24 protein-coding genes are annotated in these 25,377 nt (G+C 48.1%); 13 read left to right on the top strand and 11 right to left on the bottom strand.

The features are described from left to right. Positions 1-92: 92 nt before the first annotated feature. Complete coding sequence (locus BN3003_RS09670) at positions 93-2,111, bottom strand: NADPH-dependent 2,4-dienoyl-CoA reductase (protein ID WP_058356451.1); 2,019 nt, start codon at positions 2,109-2,111, stop codon at positions 93-95. A 37-nt stretch (positions 2,112-2,148) separates the two neighbouring features. Continuing rightward, on the bottom strand, positions 2,149-2,574 hold the full coding sequence (locus tag BN3003_RS09665) for a DciA family protein (protein WP_058356450.1): 426 nt from the start codon (positions 2,572-2,574) through the stop codon (positions 2,149-2,151). 167 nt (positions 2,575-2,741) lie between these two features. Between BN3003_RS09665 and secA the strand changes: the two genes are divergently transcribed. Then, on the top strand, positions 2,742-5,417 hold the full coding sequence (gene secA / locus BN3003_RS09660; protein ID WP_058356449.1) for a preprotein translocase subunit SecA: 2,676 nt from the start codon (positions 2,742-2,744) through the stop codon (positions 5,415-5,417). Between the two features lie 90 nt (positions 5,418-5,507). Here secA and BN3003_RS09655 read toward each other — a convergent pair whose 3' ends face one another. Next, positions 5,508-5,846: a ComEA family DNA-binding protein gene (locus BN3003_RS09655; RefSeq protein ID WP_058356448.1), complete on the bottom strand. Its 339-nt coding sequence runs from the start codon at positions 5,844-5,846 to the stop codon at positions 5,508-5,510. A gap of 441 nt (positions 5,847-6,287) precedes the next feature. Here BN3003_RS09655 and BN3003_RS09650 point away from each other — a divergent pair, with 441 nt between their 5' ends. The 8 genes from BN3003_RS09650 (at position 6,288) to BN3003_RS09615 (ending at position 15,790) form a co-directional block, all read left to right on the top strand. Then, the gene (locus BN3003_RS09650) at positions 6,288-7,346 is read left to right on the top strand and encodes a porin (RefSeq protein ID WP_058356447.1); all 1,059 of its coding nucleotides are present in this window, start codon (positions 6,288-6,290) and stop codon (positions 7,344-7,346) included. A 112-nt stretch (positions 7,347-7,458) separates the two neighbouring features. Next, positions 7,459-9,135: a type IV-A pilus assembly ATPase PilB gene (gene pilB, locus BN3003_RS09645; protein WP_058356446.1), complete on the top strand. Its 1,677-nt coding sequence runs from the start codon at positions 7,459-7,461 to the stop codon at positions 9,133-9,135. Positions 9,136-9,160: 25 nt separating this feature from the next. Further along, the gene (locus BN3003_RS09640) at positions 9,161-10,399 is read left to right on the top strand and encodes a type II secretion system F family protein (RefSeq protein WP_058356445.1); all 1,239 of its coding nucleotides are present in this window, start codon (positions 9,161-9,163) and stop codon (positions 10,397-10,399) included. 8 nt (positions 10,400-10,407) lie between these two features. Further along, complete coding sequence (locus BN3003_RS09635; protein ID WP_108721531.1) at positions 10,408-11,289, top strand: prepilin peptidase; 882 nt, start codon at positions 10,408-10,410, stop codon at positions 11,287-11,289. Then, on the top strand, positions 11,286-11,888 hold the full coding sequence (coaE, locus tag BN3003_RS09630; protein ID WP_058356443.1) for a dephospho-CoA kinase: 603 nt from the start codon (positions 11,286-11,288) through the stop codon (positions 11,886-11,888). Before BN3003_RS09635 ends, coaE begins: the two co-directional genes overlap by 4 nt. An 8-nt stretch (positions 11,889-11,896) precedes the next feature. Beyond that, positions 11,897-12,685: a cell division protein ZapD gene (gene zapD / locus BN3003_RS09625; protein ID WP_058356442.1), complete on the top strand. Its 789-nt coding sequence runs from the start codon at positions 11,897-11,899 to the stop codon at positions 12,683-12,685. Beyond that, on the top strand, positions 12,673-12,864 hold the full coding sequence (gene yacG, locus BN3003_RS09620; RefSeq protein ID WP_058356441.1) for a DNA gyrase inhibitor YacG: 192 nt from the start codon (positions 12,673-12,675) through the stop codon (positions 12,862-12,864). The genes zapD and yacG overlap by 13 nt, the downstream gene beginning before the upstream one ends. 109 nt (positions 12,865-12,973) lie before the next feature. Then, positions 12,974-15,790, top strand: a complete 2,817-nt coding sequence (locus BN3003_RS09615) for a valine--tRNA ligase (protein ID WP_058356440.1) — start codon at positions 12,974-12,976, stop codon at positions 15,788-15,790. Between the two features lie 55 nt (positions 15,791-15,845). Here the strand turns inward: BN3003_RS09615 and BN3003_RS09610 are convergent, their stop codons facing one another. From BN3003_RS09610 to yjgA, 5 genes are all read right to left on the bottom strand, one after another. Continuing rightward, on the bottom strand, positions 15,846-16,130 hold the full coding sequence (locus tag BN3003_RS09610) for a helix-turn-helix domain-containing protein (protein ID WP_058356439.1): 285 nt from the start codon (positions 16,128-16,130) through the stop codon (positions 15,846-15,848). Between the two features lie 234 nt (positions 16,131-16,364). Then, positions 16,365-17,141: a type I methionyl aminopeptidase gene (map, locus tag BN3003_RS09605; RefSeq protein ID WP_058356438.1), complete on the bottom strand. Its 777-nt coding sequence runs from the start codon at positions 17,139-17,141 to the stop codon at positions 16,365-16,367. Positions 17,142-17,192: 51 nt separating this feature from the next. Further along, the gene (trpC, locus tag BN3003_RS09600) at positions 17,193-17,984 is read right to left on the bottom strand and encodes an indole-3-glycerol phosphate synthase TrpC (RefSeq protein WP_058356437.1); all 792 of its coding nucleotides are present in this window, start codon (positions 17,982-17,984) and stop codon (positions 17,193-17,195) included. Then, positions 17,981-18,943, bottom strand: a complete 963-nt coding sequence (locus tag BN3003_RS09595) for a YheT family hydrolase (RefSeq protein WP_058356436.1) — start codon at positions 18,941-18,943, stop codon at positions 17,981-17,983. Before BN3003_RS09595 ends, trpC begins: the two co-directional genes overlap by 4 nt. A gap of 279 nt (positions 18,944-19,222) precedes the next feature. Then, positions 19,223-19,705 carry a ribosome biogenesis factor YjgA gene (gene yjgA / locus BN3003_RS09590; protein ID WP_058356435.1) on the bottom strand — a complete coding sequence of 161 codons (483 nt, stop codon included), beginning with the start codon at positions 19,703-19,705 and terminating at the stop codon, positions 19,223-19,225. A gap of 146 nt (positions 19,706-19,851) precedes the next feature. On the opposite strand from yjgA, the gene pmbA reads away from it, so the two are divergent. The 3 genes from pmbA to BN3003_RS19215 are packed head-to-tail and all read left to right on the top strand — an operon-like array spanning position 19,852 to position 21,870. Continuing rightward, positions 19,852-21,189, top strand: a complete 1,338-nt coding sequence (gene pmbA / locus BN3003_RS09585; RefSeq protein WP_058356434.1) for a metalloprotease PmbA — start codon at positions 19,852-19,854, stop codon at positions 21,187-21,189. Positions 21,190-21,221: 32 nt separating this feature from the next. Then, entirely contained in the window at positions 21,222-21,719 is a 498-nt protein-coding gene (locus BN3003_RS09580; RefSeq protein WP_058356433.1) for a disulfide bond formation protein B, read from the top strand. 19 nt (positions 21,720-21,738) lie between these two features. Beyond that, positions 21,739-21,870 (top strand): hypothetical protein, encoded by a 132-nt coding sequence (locus tag BN3003_RS19215; protein WP_267886109.1) that lies wholly within the window; start codon positions 21,739-21,741, stop codon positions 21,868-21,870. A 68-nt stretch (positions 21,871-21,938) separates the two neighbouring features. On the opposite strand, the gene BN3003_RS09575 is transcribed toward BN3003_RS19215, so the two are convergent. Beyond that, a complete protein-coding gene (locus BN3003_RS09575; protein WP_407701101.1) occupies positions 21,939-23,960 on the bottom strand; it encodes a prolyl oligopeptidase family serine peptidase in 2,022 nt (673 codons plus the stop codon). A gap of 182 nt (positions 23,961-24,142) precedes the next feature. Here BN3003_RS09575 and BN3003_RS09570 point away from each other — a divergent pair, with 182 nt between their 5' ends. Then, positions 24,143-24,346 carry a (2Fe-2S)-binding protein gene (locus BN3003_RS09570; RefSeq protein WP_058356431.1) on the top strand — a complete coding sequence of 68 codons (204 nt, stop codon included), beginning with the start codon at positions 24,143-24,145 and terminating at the stop codon, positions 24,344-24,346. A gap of 17 nt (positions 24,347-24,363) precedes the next feature. Here the strand turns inward: BN3003_RS09570 and bfr (BN3003_RS09565) are convergent, their stop codons facing one another. Next, positions 24,364-24,840 (bottom strand): bacterioferritin, encoded by a 477-nt coding sequence (gene bfr, locus BN3003_RS09565; RefSeq protein WP_058356430.1) that lies wholly within the window; start codon positions 24,838-24,840, stop codon positions 24,364-24,366. 19 nt (positions 24,841-24,859) lie between these two features. Beyond that, positions 24,860-25,324 carry a bacterioferritin gene (gene bfr / locus BN3003_RS09560; protein WP_058356429.1) on the bottom strand — a complete coding sequence of 155 codons (465 nt, stop codon included), beginning with the start codon at positions 25,322-25,324 and terminating at the stop codon, positions 24,860-24,862. Between the last annotated feature and the right edge of the window lie 53 nt (positions 25,325-25,377).

Here is a 25,377-nt window from a genome sequence, read left to right as displayed (position 1 = left end):
AGCATACGCAGCGAATGAATACCGTCAATAATATCCATAGAAAAAAGCCTGCGCTAAAGCAGGCTTTTTTGTTTTTCTATACCGCATGCAGCTTACAGCGCTAACGCCACTTGCGTGCCCGATAAAATGGCGCGTTTGGCATCCAGTTCGGCGGCAATTTCGGCGCCACCAATTAAATGTACTGGTTTACCCAACGCTTCCAATGCGGCCTGTAAATCGCGATTTGGTTCTTGGCCAGCACAGATAATGACATGGTCGACGGCCAATACTTTGTCTTCACCCGCTTGTTTGATGTGCAAACCAGCATCGTCAACTTTCACATATTCCAAACCGCCCAACATGTTCACGCCGCGCTCTTTCAAGGTTAAGCGGTGTATCCAGCCGGTGGTTTTGCCCAAAGTGCGGCCGACCACGCCGGGTTTGCGTTGGCAAATGGTGATGTCGCGTTTGGATGGGTGCAATTGCGGTTCGGCGCTGTTCAGGCCGCCGGCATGTTCTAAGCTGGCGTCTATCTGCCATTCTTGTTGGAACAAGTGGCTGTCCAAAGCCGAATCCGGGCCATCTTGGCTTAAAAATTCGCCGACATCAAAGCCTATGCCGCCAGAGCCGATGATGGCGACTTTGTCGCCGACGGCTTTGCGTTCGCGCAAGACATCCAAATACGTCATGACTTTGGGGTGGTCTATGCCGTCCAAGTCAATTTTGCGCGGGTGTATGCCTGTGGCCAAAACAATTTCATCGAAATCACGCACATCATCGGCCTGTACGCGGCGATTCAATTGGATGTTGACGCCGAGTTTTTCCAATTCGTGTTTGAAATAGCGGATGGCTTCATAAAACTCTTGTTTGCCAGGGATGGTTTTGGCGATGTTCAATTGCCCACCCAATTCGCTTAAGGCATCAAACAAAGTCACTTGGTGGCCACGCTCAGCCGCGGTTTTGGCACACGCCATGCCGGCAGGGCCAGCGCCGATGACGGCAACTTTTTTGCGCTTGCTTGCGGGTGTTTGGATTAACTGCAATTCATGGCAGGCAAATGGATTGACCAAGCATGAGGTCAGTTTGCCGACAAAAATATGGTCTAAACAGGCTTGGTTGCAGGCGATGCAGGTATTGATGGCGGCCGATTGTTGTTGCAAAGCCTTGTTAGTCCATTCGGCATCGGCGAGCATGGGTCTGGCCAAACACACGGCATCGGCCAAACCGGCCTGTAAAATCGACTCGGCCACTTCGGGCATGTTGATGCGGTTGGTGGCGATGACAGGTAAGCGGCTGGCTTGCTTGAGTTTGCCGGTGAATTCTTTAAACGCCGCGCGCGGCACCATGGTGGCGATGGTCGGAATGCGCGCCTCGTGCCAACCGATGCCGGTATTGAACATCGAAGCACCTGCCGCTTCCATGCGCGCAATCAGTGCCAGATTGTCTTCCCAAGTGGAACCATCTTCAACCAGATCCAATACCGAAATGCGAAAGATGATGATGAAATCGTCGCCACACGCGGCACGTATGCCGGCCACAATTTCTTGGGCAAAGCGATGGCGGTTTTCCAAGCTACCGCCATATTCATCGTCGCGTTGGTTGGTGCGTTTGGCGATGAATTGGTTGATCAAATAGCCTTCGCTGCCCATGACTTCAACGCCGTCATAACCGGCTTGTTGCGCCAATTGGGCACAGCGAATGTAATCTTGTACGGTTTGTTTGACTTCGCTCAAACTTAATGCACGCGGACGCGCAGGATTGATGGGCGCTTGAATGGCAGAAGGGGCAACCGGTTGGCGCATCATGGCATAGCGGCCTGTATGCAGGATTTGCATGCAGATTTTGGCGCCGTCTTGGTGCACGGCATCGGTTACGACTTTATGCCATGTGGCTTCTTCATTGGTGGTGAGTTTGGCCCCATCATCGGTGACCACGCCATCGGCATTGGGCGAAATCCCGCCGGTGATGATTAAGGCCACACCGCCTTTGGCACGCGCTTGGTAAAAAGCGGCCAAATGTTCATTGCCCTCAGGATGTTCCTCAAAGCCAGTGTGCATGGAGCCCATGATGACACGGTTGCGCAATACATGGCCGCTCACTTGCAATGGCGTGTCCAATAAAGAAGCTTGCATCGGTGTTTCCTTCTACTCGTCTATTATTATCAATGTTTCACGGTTTGCGGCGGCGGCTGGCAAAGCGTTGCAACGTCGCCGCCAATTCAGTGTGATGCGCCACTTTCTCGGCGGCATCATCAAAGCTGTTTAAGGCTTCGGTGCTGAATTGGCGTTGAATCTGCTTAGGCTTAGGCTGGTTTACAGGCCGCAATTTGATTTCTATGCCGCGGATATTAGAGTCGAGTTGTTGTAGAGCAGTCAAGTGCACTGGCAATAACATTTTCAATCTGCCCGCAACCAGATGATTGTGGGCAAAGACCACCAGCAAACCTTGGTCATTGATGCAGACTACCGAACAATGCGCACTGAGGTTGCGCGGTAGTTTTTGGCTGATATAGCCTTGCAGCCGTTGCCATTGTTGTTGTTGTTGCAACAAGCGCTGCAATGGGCGATTTTGCCGACTCCAATGCTGTATGTTCATTTTTATGAATATCCGACTTGAATATGATTACTTTAACACCATACTATCATCTAATATAAGCAGCTGATACAAGTGCGTGCGGTGACGCTGAGAAGCCGCGTGTGCTAGAATGAGCGATTCATGAGATTTTAATTTTCACTCGCGTGAGAGCGAAGGATGCCGATTATATGTTGACCAGTCTTGCCAAGAAAGTGTTTGGTAGCCGCAACGACCGTTTATTGAAACAGTATCGTAAAGAAGTGGCAAAAATCAATGCATTAGAGCCACAAATGCAGGCTTTGAGTGATGAAGAATTACAAGCCAAAACGGCGGAGTTCAAACAGCGCTTGGCGGAAGGCAGCTCTTTAGACGATTTGTTGGTAGAGGCTTTTGCGGTATGCCGTGAAGCTGGTTTGCGCGTGCTGGGCATGCGCCATTTTGATGTGCAATTGATTGGTGGCATGGTCTTGCATCAAGGTAAAATCGCCGAGATGCGTACCGGTGAAGGTAAAACCTTGGTAGCGACTTTGCCGGTGTACCTGAATGGTTTGACTGGCAAAGGCGTGCACGTGGTGACAGTCAATGACTATTTGGCCACTCGCGATGCGGCGCAAATGGGCAAGTTGTACAACTTCTTGGGTTTGACTGTGGGCACAGTGGTCAGTGACATGCAAACTTGGGACAAACAAGCCGCTTACCGTTCTGATATTTGCTACGGTACCAATAATGAGTTTGGCTTCGATTATTTGCGCGACAATATGGTCGGTTCTGCTGAAGAGCGCGTACAAACGCCATTGTATTTTGCTGTGGTCGATGAAGTTGACTCGATTTTGATTGACGAAGCGCGCACACCTTTGATTATTTCCGGCCAAGCCGACGACAATATTCAAGTCTACCAAACCATGAACCAAGTGCCTGCGCATTTGGTGCGCCAAGACAAAGAAGACGGCGACGGTGATTACTGGGTGGATGAAAAAAATCACACTGTCAGCTTGAGCGAGCAAGGTCATGAACATGCTGAGGATGTGTTAAGCCAATTGGGCTTGTTGCCTGAAGGCGATTCTTTGTATTCCAGCAGCAATATCATGTTGATGCACCATTTGATGGCTGCTTTGCGTGCGCATACCTTATTTCATAAAGATACCCATTATGTGGTGCAAGATGGCGAAATCGTCATCGTGGATGAGTTTACAGGCCGCTTATCAACTGGTCGTCGTTGGTCTGATGGTTTGCACCAAGCAATAGAAGCCAAAGAAGGTGTGGAAGTTAAAAAAGAAAACCAAACCTTGGCTTCGATTACCTTCCAAAATTACTTCCGTTTGTACGATAAATTGGCCGGTATGACGGGTACGGCCGACACGGAAGCCTTCGAGTTCCAAAGCATTTATGGTTTGGAAACGGTGATTATTCCAACCAACCGTCCTGCACAGCGCAAAGACTTCAACGACCAAATTTTCCGTACCGCTGAAGAAAAATACGAAGCGGTCATCAAAGACATCAAACAGTGTTATGAAGAGGGTCAGCCAGTGTTGGTGGGCACCACCAGTATTGAAACGTCTGAATTGGTGTCGCAATTGTTGAGCCAACAAGGTTTGAAACACAATGTGTTGAATGCCAAAGAGCATGAGCGCGAAGCCGATATCGTGGCGCAAGCGGGCAAACCGAGCATGATTACCGTGGCCACCAATATGGCCGGTCGTGGTACCGACATTGTGTTGGGTGGCAATATCGAAGGTTTGGTCAAAGCCATACGCAATGATGAAAGCCTGAGTGACGTGCAAAAAGCGCAAAAAATTGCCGATTTGAAAGCCGATTGGCAAATCGTGCACGATGAGGTGTTGGCCGCAGGTGGTTTGCACATCATTGGTACTGAACGCCACGAAAGCCGCCGCATTGACAACCAACTGCGTGGTCGTGCTGGTCGTCAAGGTGATGCAGGCTCTAGCCGTTTCTATTTGTCGTTTGAAGACCAATTGTTGCGTTTGTTTGCCTTAGACAAAGCCAAATTCTTATTGGATAAATTGGCACCAGAACGCGGTATGCCGATTGAGGCATCGATGTTGACGCGCCAAATTGAGGGTGCACAGCGCAAAGTGGAAAGCCGTAACTTCGATATCCGCAAACAATTGTTGGAATACGATGATGTGGCCAATGACCAACGCCAAGTGATTTACTCACGCCGCAATGATTTGCTTGAGCACGAAGATGTGTCTGATGTGGCCAAAGAAATGCGTGCCGAAGTGATAGACCATTTGGTGGATGAACACATCCCGGCCCAAAGTATGGAAGAAGAATGGGATGTGGCGGGTTTGGAACGTGTATTGGCAAGTGAATTCCATGTACAGGCCGATATCGCGGGTTGGATTAAAGCCGATAACACTTTGGAAAACGACAGCATTAAAGAGCGTCTGCTTGAACAAGTGGAGGCTGAATACGCTGAAAAAGTGGCCAAAGTGGGTCTTGAGCCTATGCAAGGCTTTGAGCGCAGTGTGATGTTGCAAGTGTTAGATCATCGTTGGCGTGAACATTTGGCGGCCATGGATTATTTGCGCCAAGGCATCCATTTGCGTGGTTATGCCCAGAAAAATCCTAAGCAAGAATACAAACGTGAAGCATTTGAAATGTTTGAAGGCTTGTTGAACAACATTCATGCCGATGTGGCGCGCTTGTTAATTGGTGTGCGCATTGAAGAAGCACAAGAGCAAGAACAAGTGCAGGAGTATGAGCAAATTGCTGCTGGTGCCGATGATGAAGATTACAGTGAAGCGGCATTGAATGCGCGTGGAATTTACATCTTGCGCAATGACCCTTGTCCTTGCGGCAGTGGTTTGAAGTACAAACAATGTCATGGACGTTTGATATAAGCGGTCTGTAAATCATTATTGTCATTATTATAAGTAGGATGGCAAAATCAAAAAGAGCACCAAATCGGTGCTCTTTTTTTGTAATGCGGTTTAGGCGGCTGGTTTGACTGGAACAGATTTTTTAGCTGCAGGTTTGGCCGCTGGTGCCGTAGCTGGTTTGGGAGCGGCTTTTGCTGCAGTTCCAGTCACACTGATTTCGGCAGAGATTTTGTTGAAAATGCCATCACCAATGCCTTTCACGTTTTTAATGTCGGCAGTGGTTTTGAAGTTGCCGTTTTGTTTGCGGTATTCAACGATGGCTTTGGCCTTGCTTGGACCTATGCCCGATAGGGTTTGTAACTCGGCTTCGGTTGCAGTGTTGATGTTGATGGCAGCCCATACAGGAGAGGTGAGCAACAAAGCCAGCAAGGCAATGAATAAGTGTTTCATTTTTTAGCTCCTTTATGTTCAATTACTTAGTGGAAGTGATGCACGTGCTTTCCTTGTAAGTTAATGATATTAAAAATAAAAAAATAAAATGGGTTGATTGCTTTAAACGGTAGATTTTTTAGACTAACTGACTTGTCTGTTTTCAAGTAAATAAAGTATTGGTATTTTTGCAACAGGTGTGTGAGGTTTGGATTGGAGTGGAAATGGTTGTTATTTGATTGAATTTAATGAGTTTTTTTATTTTATTGGAGTGAGGTGTAACTTTTTTGATCACAGGTATGGCTTAAAACGGCATTACGGTTTGTATTTTTACAACGAACGATTTATATTAACAACCATCAATCGCCTGAATCTGTTTGTCAGAGCAGCGGTTAACCCCTAAGCTTGAATATGTTGGGAACAACGTTTAAGTTCGTTTTAGACTAGAAAAGGAATGCAGCAATGAAAAAAACTCTGATTGCTTTGGCTTTAACTGCTTTGCCTGTTGCAGCTATGGCTGACGTGGTTTTGTACGGTCAAATCAAAGGTGGCTTGGGCGTTACCTTCCAAGACGGTAATAACTCACAAGACGGCACTATTACTCAAATGGAAGACTACGGTTCACGTATCGGCTTCAAAGGTGAAGAAGACTTGGGTAATGGCTTGAAAGCCATTTGGCAAGTTGAACAACGTGTGTCTTTGGCTGGTGCTCAAGTGTCAGAAGGCTGGAACACTCGTGATACATTTATTGGTTTAGAAGGTGGTTTCGGTAAAGTACGTGCTGGTTACGTATCTGACCAATTCAACGAAAACATGGAAACCATGGATATTTGGGAATACCGTACAGGTGCTGGTGCAGCTGCCCGTGGTTTGGCTACCATGACTCGTTTTGACGGTCGTAGCCAAGGTATCCGTTACGATTCTCCTAACTTCGGTGGTTTTGATTTCAACATCACTCATCAATTGTCTGACAGTGCTACTGAAGGTCGTTTTGACAAACCAGGTAAAGATGACTTTGGTCAAAGTACTATCGTTGGTTTGAACTACGAAAACTCTGGTTTCTTCGGTAAAGTCGGTTATGGTTTGTACAAAGCCACTGCTGGTGATGACGATGGTCAATTAGTACGTGTTGAAGGTGGTTACGATGCGAACAACTTGTTCGTTGGTTTGGCTTACCAATACGCTAAAGATATGCCAGCTTACGATGCTTACGGTAGCGGTTTAATTGGTGGTACTGCTGATAAAGCTCACGAAGCTGCAATTTCTGTTGCTTACACTATCGGTGCAGTAACTCCTAAAATCACTTACGCTCATGGTTGGGATCAAAAAATCAATGGTAGCGATTTAGATAACTCTGGCTACGATCAAGTGATTATTGGTGCTGATTATGCTTTGTCTAAACGCACTACCGCTTTGGTATCTGCTGGTTGGATGAATGCTGCAAACGGTTTCAACGACGAAGGCAAATTGGATGATGGTGATTTGTACTCAGTTGGTGTAGGTTTGCGTCACAAATTCTAATCTAAACTCTAGATTGGTAAAAAAGTCGGCTTAATGCCGACTTTTTTTATTTTAAAATGACAAAAAATAACGAATTACGTATGATAACAAGATATTTATAGGGGTTGAAATCATGGACAGTGGCTTGTTACGAATATTGGTTCAACAGCAAATCATCAGCGAGGAAAAGGCCAAAGGTTTTATTGAAAAAGCGGTAGCTGAAAACAAATCGGCTGTGGTGTTTTTATTGCAAGAAAAAATTATATCAGCTCCCCAATTGGCGCAGTTATTGGCGAAATTATTCAGTTGTCCCTTGTTTGATTTGAATTTTTACAATCAAGATAAATTAGATTTTTCAGCCTTAACCGAAGATTTGAGTACCAAATACCATGCAGTGCCTTTATTGAAGCGGGGAAGAAGGTTAACTGTTGGTGTGATTGACCCATCGGTTTTGCCGTTATTACAGAAAGCGACTTTTTCTTCCGGTGTTTCCATTGATTTGGTGGTGGTGCAGGCCGACCAATTATTGGGTTTATTGGAACGTATTGGGGCTTCTTCTACCAATATGTTGGATGATTTTGATGCCGATTTAATTGGTGGCAGTCAAACCATGGCGGTTGCAGAGGAAGAGCAGGTTGAAGATGGCCCTATCGCCAAGTTTGTGCATAAAATTTTGTTGGATGCCTTGAAGGCAGGTGCTTCGGACATCCATTTTGAATTTTATGAGAAAACAGCACGGGTACGTTTTCGTGTGGATGGTCAATTGCGCGAGGTGGTTAATCCCCCAACGCAAATTCGTGAGCAAATTGCATCACGGATTAAAGTGATGTCGGCATTGGATATCTCAGAAAAACGAATTCCTCAAGATGGTAGGATTAAATTAAAAGTCAGTGATACACGTGCCATTGACTTGCGTGTGAGTACATTGCCGACACTCTTTGGTGAAAAAATTGTAATGCGTATTTTGGATTCTACGGCGGCATCTCTAAATATTGATCAGCTGGGGTTCGAAGATTTCCAAAAAGAAATGTTATTGGATGCCATCCATAGGCCTTATGGCATGGTGTTGGTAACGGGTCCTACGGGTTCAGGTAAGACGGTGTCTTTGTATACATGTTTGAATATTTTGAATCAACCTGATGTGAATATTTCTACAGCCGAAGACCCTGCCGAGATTAACTTACCTGGCATCAATCAAGTGAACGTGAATGATAAGCAAGGTTTGACATTTTCGGCCGCTTTAAAATCATTCTTACGTCAAGACCCAGACATCATCATGGTGGGTGAGATACGTGACTTGGAGACCGCTGATATTGCGATTAAAGCCGCTCAAACAGGTCATATGGTGTTTTCAACTCTGCATACCAATAATGCTCCGGCGACTTTGTCGCGTATGTTAAACATGGGCGTGGCGCCATTCAACATTGCTAGTTCAGTAAACTTGATTATGGCACAGCGACTGTTACGGCGCTTGTGTGTAGAATGTAAAACACCGATAGAGCGCCCACCGGTAGAAGCTTTGGTAAAACTAGGCTTTACTGAAGACATGTTGGCACAAGATTTCGAGTTTTGCGGCCCAGTGGGGTGTGATCGTTGCCGTGGCAGTGGTTATAAAGGGCGTTTGGGTGTGTATGAAATCATGCCAATTACAGATGAAATTCAACGTGTTATTATGAAAAATGGCACGGCAGTAGACATTGCGGACATTGCGTATAAAGAGGGAATGGTGGATTTGCGTACGGCGGGTTTGCTAAAAGCTATGAAGGGATTGACTTCATTAGAGGAAGTTTCAGCCACCACCAACGACTGATACATAAAAAATAAGGGAAAGCATTATGGCAACCACTAAAATAGCAACAAAATCGACTGTAAAAAAAGAAAAAGGGAGCCGTTTTTCATTTGAAGGCAAAAGCCGTGCCAATCAGCAAGTTGTGCGTGGCGAGGTCATCGCTAAGAATGAAAACGAGGCGCGTGAAAAACTGGCCAGACGCGGTGTACAAGTCTTACACATACAAAAATTAAAAACCGCGCGTCGTAAAAAAATCAAACACTCTGATGTAACTTTGTTTGCACGCCAATTGGCGACGATGATGAAAGCAGGTTTACCATTGTTACAAGCTTTTGAAATCGTGGCAAAAGGTCACTCAAATGCATCCATGACTGACTTGTTAATGGATGTGCGTTCCGACATTGAACAAGGTACATCTTTATCTGCCGCTTTTGGTAAACATCCAAAATACTTCGATAAATTATTCTGTAGTTTGGTAGAGGCTGGCGAAGCAGGTGGTGTATTGGATTCATTATTGGATAAATTGGCGACCTATATGGAGAAAACTGCTGCTATTAAGCGTAAGGTGAAAGGTGCTTTGATGTATCCCACTGCAGTGGTGGTGGTGGCAGTAGGGTTAATTGTGTTGATGATGCTATTCGTATTGCCTTCATTCGGTAAAATTTATGATGGATTAGGTGCAGAGTTACCCTATTTAACTCAAATCGTGATGAACATCTCTGATTTTTTTGTTGATAATTGGTGGTGGATGTTGATTTTAAGTGTCGTTCTTGTTGTGGTGCTTAAAGTTTCTTATTCACGTTCATTTGCAATGCAAAAGGCTTGGGATAAATTCTTACTGAATATGCCTATTTTTGGTCAAATTGTTAAAAAGGCCGCCATTGCTCGTTGGGCGCGAACCACTGCTACCTTGTTTACTGCGGGCGTGCCTTTGGTAGAAGCATTGGAATCGGTTGCGGGTGCGGCTGGTAATATTTGGTATGAAGAAGGCACATTCCATATTCGCTCACAAGTTCAGCAAGGTACATCTTTGACTTCAGCTATGCAAGAAACCAATTTATTCCCGAATATGGTATTACAAATGACGGCCATTGGTGAAGAATCGGGTTCAGTAGACGACATGTTGAATAAAGCTGCTGAATTCTACGAGGATGAAGTTGATCAAGCCGTAGCAACATTGTCCAGTTTGATGGAGCCCATCATTATGGTGGTGTTGGGTAGTATTGTGGGCTTCTTATTGATTGCCATGTACTTGCCATTGTTCAATATTGGTAACGTGATGTAATGGTAGCCATGATGGGATTGGAAACAGTGGTTTTGTTGTTTGGCTCCATGATATTGGGCTTGTTGGTTGGTAGCTTTTTAAATGTGGTGATTTACCGTGTGCCTGAGGGTTTAAACCGCAGTTGGCGGCTGCAGGCCAAGCAGGTATTGGATTTGCCATTGGAAGCTGGTGAGGGCGCGCGTTTTAATATTTTGATGCCGCCTTCGCATTGCCCCAGTTGTAAAACGGCCATCAAGCCTTGGCAGAATATTCCCTTGCTAAGCTATGTGTTTCTTAAAGGGCAATGCCAGCATTGTAAGCATCCAATTTCGCTGCGCTATCCGTTGGTGGAGTTGTTGACGGGTATTGTGTTTGCCGTGTGTGCATGGAAGTTTGGTGCAACTTGGACAACGGTCGCGGCGATGGTGTTCAGTGCGTATTTGATTGCGATGGTATTCATTGATGCCGATACGCAATTATTGCCCGATCAACTGACCTTGCCGTTGATGTGGGCAGGTATTGTGTTTCACTTGGCTGCGTATTTATTACAGGCCGATTGGGGTATGACTACTTTGGTCGATTCTTTGCTGGGTGCGATTGTCGGTTATCTGAGTTTGTGGAGCATTTTTCAATTGTTCAAATTGGTCACTGGTAAAGAAGGCATGGGTTATGGTGACTTCAAACTGTTGGCGGCTTTAGGTGCATGGTTGGGCATCAGTGTGTTGCCGATTATCATCTTGATGTCGGCATTGGTGGGTTTGGTATTTGCGCTCATCATGAAAGTCGCCAAAAATCAGCCTATGCCATTTGGTCCTTATTTGGCCATTTCCGGTTGGTTGGTGATGATTTTGAATCAACCGATAGGCCAATTCATCCAATGGTGGCTGAGTAAGTCAGGATTCGGTGCATGACGGTTTGGGTAGGTTTAACCGGTGGTATCGGTAGCGGCAAATCTGCGGCTACCGATTTGTTTATGCAGCAAGGTGTTACTGTCATCGATGCAGATGCCATTTCTCGCAGCTTAACTTCATACCAAGGCAGTGCCTTACCTGCCATACAGGCCGCATTTGGAGATGAGGCGGTGGTTGATGGGCGTTTGAATCGCGACTATGTGCGTGAGTTGGTGTTTAAGCGGCCTGAGGCGAAAGCTGAATTGGAAGCCATTTTGCATCCGCTGATTTTACAAACTATTAAGCAACAGCAAAATACAATCAGCGCGCCCTATGCTATCGTAGACATACCCTTATTGACAGAATTGCCGCAGTTTCGTGCTTTGGTTGACCGTGTGTTGCTCATAGACAGCCCTGAAGCTTTACAAGTGGAGCGGGTGATGGCGCGCAGTGGATTGTCGCGCGAGCAAATCGCGTCTATCATGGCGCAGCAAGCCACGCGCGCGCAGCGCTTGGCCATTGCGGATGAGGTCATTTTAAATCACGGTGACATGCAACAATTGCAACAGCAAGTGTTAGAATGCCATAAGCATTATCTACAATCATTTGGTACGGTGTAGGAGGTAGTTTGACCATACGTTTTGAACATCCAATCTTAGAACGGGTGAGAAATTTGTTGCGTGTTGAGCATTTATTCCAGCGGTTTAACGCGGTATTGGCTCAAGACGATATGTGGTCACACCATCTGGCTCTTTTGACCATTTTTGAAATCATGGAATGTGCGGCGCGTGCCGAATTCAAATTGGACATTTTGCAAGAGTTAGAACGCCAAAAACTGATGCTGTATCCGCAAGGCAGCAGCATACAGCCTGATTCTGAACAATATGCACTGCACCAAGAAATCGTGGTAGCTGCGGCGGGCTTGCAGCAAGTGCAACACAAATTTGCCCAACACCTGCGCGAAAACGAATGGTTAATGGCCATCAAGCAGCGTGTGCCGATTCCGGGCAATGTCAATCCATTTGATTTGCCTGCGTATCACTTTTGGTTGCAATTGCCAGCAGAAAAACGCCGTGAGCGTTTGAATCTGTGGGTCAGCTCTTTGCGTCCTACTTACGATGCCATCGAAATTTTGTTGAAAATTTTGCGCGGTAACCAAGTGGTGATTGAATGTGAAGCAGTGAATGGCCAATTCCAACAAAACAGCTTGGGTCAAAAAGTCTTGCTGTTGCAAATCGATGTGGACATGGACGATGAAGTCATCCCCGAAGTGTCTGCCAACAAATACATGACCAATATCCGCTTCTTGCATCCGGATTTTGCCCACACACGTGGTGCGACTGTGCACCAACGCATCCCTTTTAAGCTGAGTATGTGTGGCTTTGAATCATTGAGTGTCCCCGCATGGAACAAGTAAAAACCGTTAAATGCCCACAGTGTGGTGTCGCTGTCGCATGGCTGCCTGAAAACCGTTATCGCCCATTTTGTTCTGAACGCTGCAAAATGATTGATTTGGGAGCGTGGGCAGAAAGCGAATACAGCATCGCTGCTGACAATGAAGACATAATGAGTGAAGCGGTGCAAAAGCACGAATGAATTGAAACGACTATAAAAGCGGCCTGTAAACTTACAGGCCGCTTTTTACATGCTTGAAACACGCCTTCGCGCTATAATCATGGCTTCGAATTTTATATGAAGATGTGACATGGAAGCAGCAAAATACGATCCAGCGCAAATTGAAGGCAAGTGGTACCAATATTGGGAAAGCAACGGTTTGTTCGAGCCTCAAATTGATGAAAGCAAACCTTCTTTTGCGATTCAATTGCCCCCACCGAATGTGACCGGCACTTTGCACATGGGCCATGCGTTTAACCAAACCATTATGGATGGCTTAACCCGTTACTACCGCATGCGTGGCTACAACACTGCTTGGGTACCCGGTACCGACCATGCTGGCATTGCCACGCAAATTGTAGTGGAGCGCCAATTGTCGGCACAAGGTGTGAGTCGCCATGATTTGGGTCGTGAGGCTTTCTTGGGCAAAATCTGGGATTGGAAAAAAGTTTCTGGTGGCACCATTACCGAGCAAATGCGCCGTGTCGGCTGTTCAGTTGATTGGTCACGCGAATACTTCACCATGGACGATACCCGTGCCGAAATCGTCACCGATGTGTTTGTGCGCTTGTTTGAACAAGGCTTGATTTACCGTGGCAAACGCTTGGTGAACTGGGACCCAGTCTTGGGCACTGCGGTGTCCGATTTGGAAGTGGAGAGCGTGGATGAAACCGGCTCCATGTGGCACATCCGTTACCCATTGGCAGACGATGCCTCACAAGCCTTAATCGTGGCCACCACCCGTCCTGAAACCTTATTGGGCGACGTGGCTGTGGCCGTGCATCCAGAAGACGAGCGCTATGCCGCATTCATCGGCAAACAAGTGGTATTGCCGCTTACAGGCCGCACCATCCCTGTCATTGCCGATGAGTATGTGGAAAAAGACTTTGGTACGGGCTGTGTGAAAATCACCCCTGCTCATGACTTTAACGACTACGAAGTCGGCAAACGCCATCAAACCCAACTCATCAGTGTGTTGGATTTGGGCGCCAAAGTATTGGCCAATGCCGAAGTATACAATTTCCAAGGCCAAGCCCAAGGCGAAATTGCCTTGCCTGCGGTTTATGCTGGCTTAGACCGCTTCGATGCACGCAAAGCCATCGTGGCCGATTTGGAAGCACAAGCGTATTTGGTCAAAATCGATCCGCACCAATTGAAAACGCCGCGTGGCGACCGTACGGGTTCGGTGATTGAACCGATGTTGACCAGCCAATGGTTTGTGGCGATGGAAAAAGTCGCCGAAGGCGATGAAACAGGTTTGAGTTTGGCTGGCAAAGCCCGTCAAGCGGTGGACAGCGGCGAAGTGAAATTCGTGCCTGAAAACTGGGTTAACACTTACAACCAATGGATGAACAACATCCAAGATTGGTGTATTTCACGCCAATTGTGGTGGGGCCATCAAATTCCTGCTTGGTACGATGAAAACGGTCGTTGCTATGTGGCCAAAACCGAAGCCGAAGCGCGTTTACAGGCCGGCAACGATGTCGTATTGACCCGCGATGAAGACGTGTTGGACACATGGTTCAGCTCTGCCTTAGTACCGTTCTCAACCTTGGGCTGGCCAGAACAAACGCCTGAACTGAAAGCCTTCTTGCCTAGCTCAGTATTGGTAACTGGTTATGAAATCATCTTCTTCTGGGTGGCACGCATGATCATGATGACCACACACTTTACCGGCAAAGTGCCGTTTAAAGATGTGTACATCCACGGCATGGTGCGCGACAACGAAGGCAAGAAAATGTCCAAATCTGAGGGCAATGTCATCGACCCTGTGGATTTGATTGATGGCATAGATTTGCCGCACTTGCTGGAAAAACGCACCGTCGGTTTGCGCCGTCCGGAAACCGCACCGAAAGTCATCAAAGCGACTGAGAAGTTGTTCCCAGAAGGCATTCCTGTGTTTGGTGCCGATGCCTTGCGCTTCACTATGGCCAGTTACGCCAGTTTGGGCCGCTCGATTAATTTCGATTTCAAACGCGCCGAAGGCTACCGCAATTTCTGCAATAAATTGTGGAATGCCACCCGTTTTGTGTTGATGAATGTTGAAGGCAAAGACTGTGGTCAAGACGAAAGCTTGCCATTGGCTTATTCTTTCGTCGACGAATGGATGTTGTCGCGCTTGCAACAAACCGAAGCGGCGATGGCCGATGCGTTTAACACTTACCGTTTTGACTTGGCCGCACAAACCATTTATGAGTTTGTGTGGAATGAGTATTGCGACTGGTATGTGGAATTGGCCAAAGTGCAGCTAAACAGCGGCGACGAGGTGTCACAACGTGCGACCCGTCGTGTGTTGGTGCGGGTATTGGAAGTCATCTTGCGCTTGATGCATCCGATTATGCCGTTCATTACCGAGGAGTTGTGGCAAACCGTGGCGCCATTGGCGAACGCGAAACATACAGACAGCATCATGGTGGCATCGTGGCCGCTTGCCGATGAGGGCAAAATCAAGCAAGACAGCTTGGATAAAATGGCGGTGTTGCAAGACTTGATGGGCGCGGTGCGCAATTTGCGCGGTGAAATGAACTTGGGTCCTGCGGTTAAAGCGCCGTTGTTCATTGAAGGCGGTGCGGAGTTGGATGTGTATTTGCCGTATTTGCCGATGATGGCGCGTTTGAGCGAAGTGAAGCGTGTTGAGGTATTGCCAGAAGACGATGCGCCTGTGGCGATGGCTTATGGCGCGCGCATGATGCTGAAAGTGGAAATCGACAAAGCTGCCGAAACCGCACGTTTGAACAAAGAGCAAGAAAAATTGCAAAAAGCTTTGGACAAACTCACTGCCAAATTGGAAAAACCGGGCTATACCGACAAAGCGCCTGCGCATTTGGTGGAAAAAGACCGTGCTGAATTGGCGCAGTTAAATGACAAGATGGCCAAAGTCAGCGAACAATTGGCCAAGTTGCAATAAGCGAACGCTCAAACGAAAAAGCTGCCTTAGGGCAGCTTTTTTTGTGTGGTCACCATTATTTGGCCTTTGCTTCTTTCTTCAAGGTTTTGTAGATGTCAGGGTGGCGTACTTTTAACAAAGCCGCAATCACCATGTCATCGTGATTCACCTTGGCCAAATCCACTTGTTCCACATGTACCAAGCGCAGCAATTCGCGCACGGGTTTGGGCATGTTGCGACCTGATTCATAACGTGAACCACCCGATTGGGTCACGCCAATTTGGCTCCAAAATTCTTGCTGATTCAGGCCGAGCTTTTTACGGATGTCCCGGATGTTGTCGATGTTTTGAAATGTTTTCATTGCTATACCTTAGAGTCCTTAAGTTTTATCAATGGTGTTTTTATTAACACCTATTATTGCTAATGGCATCTGTAACAAGATGTATGCCATCCGCTTCTTTATGAGCATAAATTATGCCATACAGTTTGGGAAACGAAAGTAAAGTTTTGTCACTAAAAGTGCTAAATTTGATTATTTAACGCAATGAATTATTTAAAAAAACTATGACACATCCGGTTAGTTAATAAGTTAATACTATGGTTGTTGGGTTCTGGGGCTGACGGTTAAAATTTCATAGCCAGTTTCAGTGACCAATACCTCGTGTTCCCATTGAGCTGATAAAGAGCGATCCTTGGTCACGACAGTCCAACCATCTGCCAAAATACGCAAATGTCGTTTACCTTGGTTAAGCATGGGTTCGATGGTAAAAATCATCCCAGGTTCCAATTTAAGTCCGGTTCCGCGCTTGCCGTAGTGTAAAACTTGCGGTTCGCAATGGAATTTCTTGCCCACACCGTGGCCACAAAACTCTTGTACGATGGAATAGCCATTGTTTTCGGCATGCACTTGGATGGCATGGCCAACATCGCCCAAAGTGGCGCCAGGCTTCACTTGTTCTATGCCCAGCATCATGCATTCATGGGTGACTTGGGACAGACGTTTGGCATGTGGGCTGACTTCGCCCACCATGAACATGCGGCTGGAGTCGCCGTGGTAGCCATCTTTGATGATGGTCACGTCTATGTTGAGCACATCGCCTTTTTTCAAGGGTTTGTCATCGGGGATGCCGTGGCAAATCACATGGTTGACAGAGGTGCAGATGGATTTTGGGAACGGTGGTTCACCATAACCCAGTGGGGCAGGGATGGAGCCTTGCACGTTCAATTGGTAGTCGTGGCACAATTGGTTCAATTCATTGGTGGTCACGCCAGGTTTAACGAAGTCGCCAATGTAATCCAGTAATTCGGCAGCCAATCTGCCTGACACGCGCATTTTGGCGATGTCTTCCTCATTATTGATGTATACACTCATGATGTTTCCTTATGTCAGCGGCCTGTAAGGGTGTTTACAGGCCGCTTATCATTAAAATAATAAATCGTTGACCGCAGCAGCAATGTCATCGGCGCGCATAAAGGTTTCGCCAATTAAGAAGGTGTTAATGCCGTTTTTGCGCATCAATGCCACTTCTTCGCGCTTGGCTATGCCACTTTCTGTCACGATGATGCGGCTTGGGTCCAATATGGGCAGGTAGTCCAAGGTTTGCTGTAAGTCCACGGCAAACGTGCGCAAATTGCGGTTGTTGATGCCGACCAATGGGGTCACCAAGTTACGGCATTTTTCCCATTCATCGGTGTGGTGCACTTCCAGCAATACCGCCATGCCCAAGTCGTGGGCGATGGCTTCAAATTCTTCTAACTGTGCTTGTTCCAAGGCTGCTGCTATCAGCAATATCGCATCGGCACCCCAAGTACGCGCTTGGTAGATTTGGTAAGCATCGACGATGAAGTCTTTGCGCAGCGCTGGCAAGTTACAGGCCGCTTTCGCTTGTTGCAAATACGCCGGTGAGCCTTGAAAGTATTGCTCATCGGTCAATACCGACAAACACGCCGCGCCTGCTTGCTCATAAATGCGCGCGATGTTGGCAGGATCGAAATCGTGTGGGCGTATCAGGCCTTTGGATGGGCTGGCTTTTTTGATTTCGGCAATCACAGCGGGCAAGTTGGCGGCAAGTTTGGCGCGGATGGCGGCGACAAAATCACGTGCGGGTTGTTGTGCACGCGCTTGCGCTTGCATGTCTGCTAAGCTGGTTTGCGCGCGAAACTGCGCCACTTCGGTTTCTTTGGTGACCAAAATTTGTTTTAAGATGTCGTTCATGCTTGCTCGCTGAAAAAAGTTAACACGGTGTGCGGCAGCCAGTGCAAATGGCCGGGAAACTTGCCGCTGACAAAACCCACATGCCCACCTTGCTTGGGCTGGTACAAACGCACCTGTTCAGACACATCCGCGGCCGTCGGCAAAGCCGCCGCCGGCATGAAGGGGTCGTTTTGCGCATTGATGATCAAGGTAGGGCGCTGGATTTGCTTCAATAAGGGCTTGGCACTGCTGCGCTGGTAATATTCATCGGCATCGGCAAAGCCATGTACCGGCGCGGTGTAATAGTTATCAAAATCTTTCAAGCTGCGACTGGCGTACAATTTGGGCCAATCGAGCGCTGGATTCGGTTTCAAGCCTTGCTCTTGTTTGACCTTGGGCAATAAAGTGCGCAAAAAATACGGTGCGTACAAAGTACGCGACAAGCCGTGTTCGAGTGCGCCGCTGGCGCTGACCAAGTCAAGCGGTGCTGACACCACCGCGGCGGCATCAATTAAAGCCGCTTCTTGGCTTTCGCCCAAATACTTGGCCAACACATTGCCACCCAAAGACACGCCCATGGCAAAGCGCTGGCGTTCTGGATAGCGATTTGCCAAGGTTTTCAACACCCAAGCACATTCCAAGCTGTCCCCTGAATGATACGCTTTATCACTTAGGTTCACCACACCACCACAGCCGCGATAGTGTACCACCACACCTTGCCATTGCTTTTGCCTAACAAGAGCCATCAAGGCCTGAGCGTAATGGCTGTTGCTGTTGCCTTCTAAGCCATGAAACAGCACCACCAATGGCGTGTCACTGCGCGGACTGTCGACAAAATCATAAGCCACTTGGGCAAGCCCAGTGGAGTCTGGCAGCAATTCGCGACGAAACGCCACAGCAGGAGACTTGATGAATTTGGGGAAGATGGTTTCCATGTGGCCGCCACCTTTTAACCAAGCTGGCGCGAGATAGGCTTGCATCAAAATGCGGCCTGTAAACAATGCTTCATGGGTTGGACGATGTTTAATAGAATCATGGGCTAAAGTATAGTGGTATGGCGCTGAAAACTAAAGCGCTGGGCAGGCAAATTACGGGTATTCAGACCAGTAAACTTGGGTTTTGTTGCAGTGCAGCCAGTGATGGTAATCATCAGTGGTATGGCTACTGCCCAGTCTCAATAAAACATGACAGGCCGCATTGGCGGTGTTGTTATCGCTGTTACCACACATGCGGCCTGTAAATCATATGAGTACACTGGATTATTGGTGGTGTTGCTTCAGTAATTGAAAAATCTCACGGAAGGCTTTGGGGGCTTTGTTTTGCTCTTTTTCGCGGCGGGCATTGCGAATTAAGGTGCGCAATTCGCTGATCGGCAAATCGGGTTTGTCGCTGATCAATTCGGTCAAAGCTTCGTCAGATTCTATCAGGCGCTCGCGCAACAATTCCAAGCGTTGCATGGCGGCATTGTGTTCGGCATTGTCGCCTTTGAGCTTGTTCAAATATGCTTGAATTGGCTCGGGGTCGGTATCGCGCATCAAGCGGCCAATGAATTGGGCTTGGCGTTTTAAAGCGCCATTGGCAGTGATTTTTTTGTAAAACAACACCGCTTCCAACAATTCTTCAGACAAACCGATTTTCTTCAAGGTATCGGGCGCCAGTTTGGTCAATTGCATACCCAATGCCTGTCTGTCATTCATTTCATTCTTGATTTGGGTCTTGCTGACCAACTCTTCTTCGCTCATGTGTCTTCCAACTGTCGTAATTAAGCCTGAATGATACAGAATTTATTGCCCAGCTGCAGCTAAGCTGGCGTTAAATATCGGTTAATCACTGAGGGGTTTATGCTGGTACAATAACAGCATAGTGCTCGATTACGGGTTAGGAAGATATGTTCAATCACAGTGAAAAACAATTAAGCGATTTGGCCAGTCAGGCTTTGGACTATGCCAAACAATGTGGGGCAACGGCGGCCGATGTCGGCGTCAGTGAATCCATAGGCCAATCGGTCAGCGTGCGTTTGCAAGAAATCGAGCAACTGGAATACCAGCAAGAGAAATCTTTCGACATCACCGTGTATGTCGGCGGTCGCAAAGGCAATGCCTCTAGCAGCGATTTTTCAACGCCTTCGTTACAGGCGACGGTAGAAGCCGCAGTCAATATTGCCAAATTCACCGCCGAGGACGATTGTGCGGGCTTGGCCGATGCCAAGCTGTTGGCACGCGAATGGCGCGATTTGGACTTGTTCCATCCGTGGCAATTGGATGTGGATGCGGCCATCGAAGAAGCCAAGGCATGTGAAGCCGCGGCCATGGGCGCAGACAGCCGCATTCATACCAGTGAAGGCGCCAGCATCAATACCGGCTCTAGCCAATATGTATTGGCCAACAGCAATGACTTCTTGGCCTATATGCGTTCTAGCCGTCACAGCAAGTCTTGCTCAGTCATCGCCCAAGATGGCGATGGCATGGAGCGTGATTATTGGTACGACCAAAGTCGCGTGGCCGCGGATTTGCTCGGCAATGAGCAATTGGGCAAGATTGCCGCCGAACGCACCGTGCGCCGCTTGGGTGCGCGTACTGTGCCAACAGGCAAATACCCAGTGGTGTTTGACAATACCGTTGCCGGTGGTTTGATAGGTCATTTGATCGGTGCCATCAGCGGTGGGGTGTTGTACCGCAAGGCCAGTTTCTTGCGCGACAGCTTGGGCACGCAAGTCTTGTCAGATATTGTGCATTTGCGTGAGGAGCCGCATGTGTTGCGCGGTCTTGCCAGTACCTATTTTGACAGCGAAGGTGTGGCCACACAGCCGCGCAACATCATCAACAATGGCACGGTGGAAGGCTATTTCCTGTCCAGCTACAGCGCGCGCAAATTGGGCATGCAAACCACGGGCAATGCCGGTGGCGCTCACAATTTGGTGTTGCAAGCAACCGACACTGGTCTCGATGCCTTGTTGGCGAAAATGGGCACCGGTTTGCTGGTGACTGAGTTGATGGGGCAGGGCGTGAACATGTTGACCGGTGATTATTCGCGAGGAGCGGCTGGTTTCTGGGTGGAGAACGGTGTTATCGCCTATCCTGTGGCCGAAATCACCATCGCCGGCCAATTGCAAAATATGTTTAAGAACATTGTCGCCATCGGTAATGATGGGTTAAAACGCAGTGCGCACCGCATCGGCTCCATCATGATCAGTGAAATGACCATCGCTGGCGATGATGCGGCCTGAAAATTGAATTCACTGCTGAAAAAGGAAGATTGATGTACAGCAAAAAGCATTTGTGGCTCATTGTGTTGGTATCGGCCGCGGTCATTGCCGCCGCGCTTTACTCACAATACGTATTGAAAATGGACCCATGTCCTTTGTGTATATTCCAACGCGTGGCGGTATTGTTCGTGGGCGCATTTGCCTTATTGATGGCTTTGTTGCCACAGCGCAAAAGCGGCATGGGCTTGTTCTCCGCCATCTTAATCAGCATTCCTGCGTTAATCGGCTTGGGCATCGCCATTCGTCAGCGCTACATCCAAGGCTTGCCGCCGTCTGAAGTACCGGCGTGTGGCCCTGGTTTGGATTTCATGATGGACACCTTGCCTTTGCAAAGCGTGATTCAAACCGTGTTATCGGGTTCGGGTGAATGCGCAACGGTGGAATACGTATTGGGCGTACCTTTACCGATTTGGAGCGCTTTGTTTTTTGTGTTTGCTTTGTTGGCAGCTTGGGGCGGTTGGTTCAAATTCCGTCGCGGTCGCCGCTTTTGATGTTTGAAAAGGAAATAACATGAAATTGGCATTGATGGCAGTAGCAGTATTGTTGGCTGTGTCTGCATGCAGCAGCACCGGTGGAGGCAGTTCTTCTAGCCAAATGTATGGTGAAGTGTCTGGTGGTGTCGGTTATACCGTGACCAAATAATGATTGATTCATTTAAAGCATGAAAAAGCGGCCTGTAAATGTTTACAGGCCGCTTTTGCTATTGGGTTTTAATCCCCAGCCAATTGCTTGGCAAAGAAAGTCATGATGAGGGCGGTTTCAGCGGCCAATTCTTCTTGGGTAGAATTGCCACTGTGACCGCCGTCTTCTGGACAATACAGCCACGACGCTTGTTCCAGTTGCTGCAAGCGTGCGTAAGTCTTGAACGCATGCGCAGGATGAACACGGTCGTCGCTCAAGCTGGTGGTCAATAAGGTTGCAGGGTAAGTGCGTTGGTGGGCTATGCGGTGGTAAGGCGACAAATCATACAGCGCACGCTGCATGTCTTCATCGTCGCTGTGCGGGTCACCAAACTCGGCCAACCACGAAGCACCGCTGGACAGATGCGGATAGCGCAACATGTCAGCCAATGGCACTTCGGCCACCACCGCGCCGACACTGGCAGGTTCATCCACCATCGCTGCCAACACCATTAAGCCGCCGTTGCTGCCGCCTTGCAAACCGATTTGTGCCGCCGTACTCAAACCGCGTTCTTGAATGTCGTGTACCACTGCCAACAAGTCTTCGACCGATTTGTGTTTGTTTTTCAAAATCGCGGCTTGATGCCAAGCCGGACCAAATTCGCCGCCGCCACGCACATTTGCCACCACAAACGCATACCCCAAACTCAGCCAATGGCGACCGAGCAAGCCCAAATAATGCGGCAATTCAGCCACGGCAAAGCCGCCATACACATACACGATGGTTGCTACAGGCCGCTCATTCGGTGTGCCGACATGGAAATATGGAATGGCCGTGCCATCGGCGCTGTGCGCCCACAATTGCTGCGTGCGCATGTTTTTGGCATCGAATTGCTTCGGTTGTTTGCGCAATACCGCTACGTCTTGCAAGGCAAAATCCACGCACAATAAGCTCAGCGGCGTGGTGAAATCGCTGATGGCGACATACACCACATCGCCGCCATACGGCTGGTCGACCAATTCGATGGTGCCTTGTGGCAATGCCGGCACATTGGCCTCATGCCATGCGCCTTGTTTGAATTGTTGCGCGCGCAATTCGCTTTGCACATTGCGCAGCACATGCATCACCACAAATTGGCGCGTGGTTTCCACCGATTCGAGCACGCTGTGGGCATCGGGAGCGAACAAAACCGTTGCCTGTCCCAATTCGCCTTTGTGCAACTTCACCGCCAGCAAGCTGCCGCTGGCATAGCGCTGGTTGGCGCGTTGCCAATCGCTTTTGAGCCACACCAACAATTGCCCACCCAAATAGCCAATCAAATCGCAAGTATCGGGCAGTTTCAAAGCCTGTGCTTGCAAATCGGTATCGACCCAATAATACGTTTTGCGGTAAAAATCGTGCGCAACTTCGATGACGTCCAAATCGCGACCTTGTGGGTCGAGATAGCGGCAAGCGGCCACCAACATATCGTCTGCATCGGCCTGTAACACTGGCGTGGCTTCGTCCATGCCATGGCCGCGTTCCAACATCCACACTTCACGTGGGTAGCCACTGCGGGTTAACTGACCTTCGTGCCAAGCTGGACACACCCACACGCTGTTTTCATCGCGCCAAGCGATGTGGTTTTTGCCTTGTGGGAAATGAAAACCGCCGGCGACGATGGTTTTTGCCGCCAAATCAAATTCCAAGGTATAGGCCGCATCGCCGCCGCCACTGCTCAATTCCAATAAGGCGCGAGTAGGCGCGAGGGTGCAGTGGGTGACGTGGTTCAAATACACATCGTCGCCCAAGACCTCATCAAAAGCCCCCACCGCAAACAAGATGTCCCAATCGGGCAGACCTGAGCGGAAGCTGGCGGCAGTGCATACGCGGTACACGCCTTTGCTGTAATCGGCGCTTTGGTAATGGTGGTACATGCGCGCGCGGTGTTCTTGGCAAAACGGAATTTGCTTGTCGTTTTGAATTTGCGCCAACATGTCTGCCGCCATGGCTTCAGTATCGGCATCCACAAACGCCTCTTGCGTGTGCTGATGGGCGATGTGGGCATAATTGGCGACATATGGGTCGTCGAGGTTTTCAAACTGGGCGTAAGGATCAGAATTCATGTGCAGCGTTGGGAGGCGGTAAAAAGGCGCTTATTATAGCCTTTTTAGCGCTGTAATTATCTGCTTGATTGTGCTGGCGATTCGGTCTAACCCGAGTAAATTTGTAAAGATTGTCGAATGCGCTTGCAAATGATAAGAACTATCATTACTATAGCGATTCAATATGACGAAGATTTTTGGAGACTGACGTGTTTGTTTGCATTTGCACAGGTGTGACCGATACTGAAATCAAACAAAGCATCGCCGCGGGTTGTCGCGATATGGCAAGTTTACAGGCCGAGTTAGAAGTGGCCACTTGTTGTGGACGCTGTGGCGACATGTGCGAAAAATTATTGAGCGAGTCGCACCATGTGCACACCCGCTCAATTGATATTGCCATACAAGTGGCTTAATTCGCTGACAAAACCGCTCAGTCGCTTTCGCCTATTGCTTGTTGTACAAAGTTTTCCAAACCGATTTCTTCAATCAATTTCAATTGTGTTTCCAACCAATCAGTGTGTTCTTCGTTTTCGTCTTTCAATTTGCGCAACAATTCACGGCTGACAAAATCGCTTTCGGCTTCACAGGCTTTGATCGCTTCAATCAAAATCGCATGTTTGTTTTGTTCCAGCTGTAAATCGCATTCCAAAATTTCTTTGACGTTTTCACCGAGCAACAATTTGCCCAAATCTTGCAAGTTCGGCAAACCTTCCAACAATAACACGCGCTCGATGATGTCGTCTGACATCTTCATTTCTTCTATCGATTGTTTGTAAATAGACTTGCCCAAAGCCTCTACGCCCCAGTTTTTCAGCATGCGCGCATGCAAGAAATACTGGTTAATGGCAATCAGGGACACGGCCAAGACTTTGTTCAGTTCGCGTTTGACAATTTTGCTGCCTTGCATGATGTGTGTCCTCTCTGAATTAAAGTTGGCTTTGTAAATAGTTTTGCAAACCCATCAATTCGATTAAACCCAATTGTTGTTCCAACCAATGCGCATGGTCTTCTTCGGTGTCGCGCAATTGTTGCAATAACAAATCACGGGTCACGTAATCAAACTCTTGTTCGCAGATGCGTATGCCTTTTTTCAAGGCGTCGCGCACGTGCAATTCCAAGGCCAAATCAGATTTGAGCATGGAAGGCACATCGGTGCCGATGTTCAAGGTGCTGGGTACCATTTTCGGTGTGCCGCCGAGCATCAAGATGCGTTTGATCATGTCGCTGGCGTGATCGGTTTCTTCTTCCATTTCGTGATTGATGCGCTCAAACAATTTGTTATAGCCCCAATCTTCGTACATGCGCGCATGGATGAAGTATTGGTCGCGAGCGCCCAATTCACCTGCCAAGAGTTCGTTTAAATAGTCCAAAACTGCTGTAGCGCCTTGCATGATAGAGTCCTTTCATGGCTGGGCTCTGTGTGAGCCGATTCATCAATATGGGG

Origin of the sequence: Vitreoscilla massiliensis (genome assembly GCF_001457815.1) — a bacterium.
Taxonomy (GTDB): Bacteria; Pseudomonadota; Gammaproteobacteria; order Burkholderiales; family Neisseriaceae; genus Vitreoscilla; species Vitreoscilla massiliensis.
Note: the sequence above shows the minus strand (reverse complement) of the source record. Positions and strands in the feature narration are given on the sequence as shown.

Bases quoted from the DNA above. Each gene is read 5' to 3' on its own strand.
- BN3003_RS09640 (WP_058356445.1), top strand. From the start codon at position 9,161: ATGGCAACCACTAAAATAGCAACAAAATCGACTGTAAAAAAAGAAAAA.
- bfr (WP_058356430.1), bottom strand. From the start codon at position 24,840: ATGCAAGGCAGCAAAATTGTCAAACGCGAACTGAACAAAGTCTTGGCC.
- BN3003_RS09610 (WP_058356439.1), bottom strand. From the start codon at position 16,130: ATGAAAACATTTCAAAACATCGACAACATCCGGGACATCCGTAAAAAG.
- pmbA (WP_058356434.1), top strand. From the start codon at position 19,852: ATGTTCAATCACAGTGAAAAACAATTAAGCGATTTGGCCAGTCAGGCT.
- map (WP_058356438.1), bottom strand. From the start codon at position 17,141: ATGAGTGTATACATCAATAATGAGGAAGACATCGCCAAAATGCGCGTG.
- pilB (WP_058356446.1), top strand. From the start codon at position 7,459: ATGGACAGTGGCTTGTTACGAATATTGGTTCAACAGCAAATCATCAGC.
- yacG (WP_058356441.1), top strand. From the start codon at position 12,673: ATGGAACAAGTAAAAACCGTTAAATGCCCACAGTGTGGTGTCGCTGTC.
- yjgA (WP_058356435.1), bottom strand. From the start codon at position 19,705: ATGAGCGAAGAAGAGTTGGTCAGCAAGACCCAAATCAAGAATGAAATG.
- BN3003_RS09655 (WP_058356448.1), bottom strand. From the start codon at position 5,846: ATGAAACACTTATTCATTGCCTTGCTGGCTTTGTTGCTCACCTCTCCT.
- secA (WP_058356449.1), top strand. From the start codon at position 2,742: ATGTTGACCAGTCTTGCCAAGAAAGTGTTTGGTAGCCGCAACGACCGT.
- trpC (WP_058356437.1), bottom strand. From the start codon at position 17,984: ATGAACGACATCTTAAAACAAATTTTGGTCACCAAAGAAACCGAAGTG.
- BN3003_RS09635 (WP_108721531.1), top strand. From the start codon at position 10,408: ATGATGGGATTGGAAACAGTGGTTTTGTTGTTTGGCTCCATGATATTG.
- BN3003_RS09615 (WP_058356440.1), top strand. From the start codon at position 12,974: ATGGAAGCAGCAAAATACGATCCAGCGCAAATTGAAGGCAAGTGGTAC.
- BN3003_RS09595 (WP_058356436.1), bottom strand. From the start codon at position 18,943: ATGCAAGCCTATCTCGCGCCAGCTTGGTTAAAAGGTGGCGGCCACATG.
- bfr (WP_058356429.1), bottom strand. From the start codon at position 25,324: ATGCAAGGCGCTACAGCAGTTTTGGACTATTTAAACGAACTCTTGGCA.
- BN3003_RS09665 (WP_058356450.1), bottom strand. From the start codon at position 2,574: ATGAACATACAGCATTGGAGTCGGCAAAATCGCCCATTGCAGCGCTTG.
- BN3003_RS19215 (WP_267886109.1), top strand. From the start codon at position 21,739: ATGAAATTGGCATTGATGGCAGTAGCAGTATTGTTGGCTGTGTCTGCA.
- BN3003_RS09650 (WP_058356447.1), top strand. From the start codon at position 6,288: ATGAAAAAAACTCTGATTGCTTTGGCTTTAACTGCTTTGCCTGTTGCA.
- BN3003_RS09670 (WP_058356451.1), bottom strand. From the start codon at position 2,111: ATGCAAGCTTCTTTATTGGACACGCCATTGCAAGTGAGCGGCCATGTA.
- coaE (WP_058356443.1), top strand. From the start codon at position 11,286: ATGACGGTTTGGGTAGGTTTAACCGGTGGTATCGGTAGCGGCAAATCT.
- BN3003_RS09580 (WP_058356433.1), top strand. From the start codon at position 21,222: ATGTACAGCAAAAAGCATTTGTGGCTCATTGTGTTGGTATCGGCCGCG.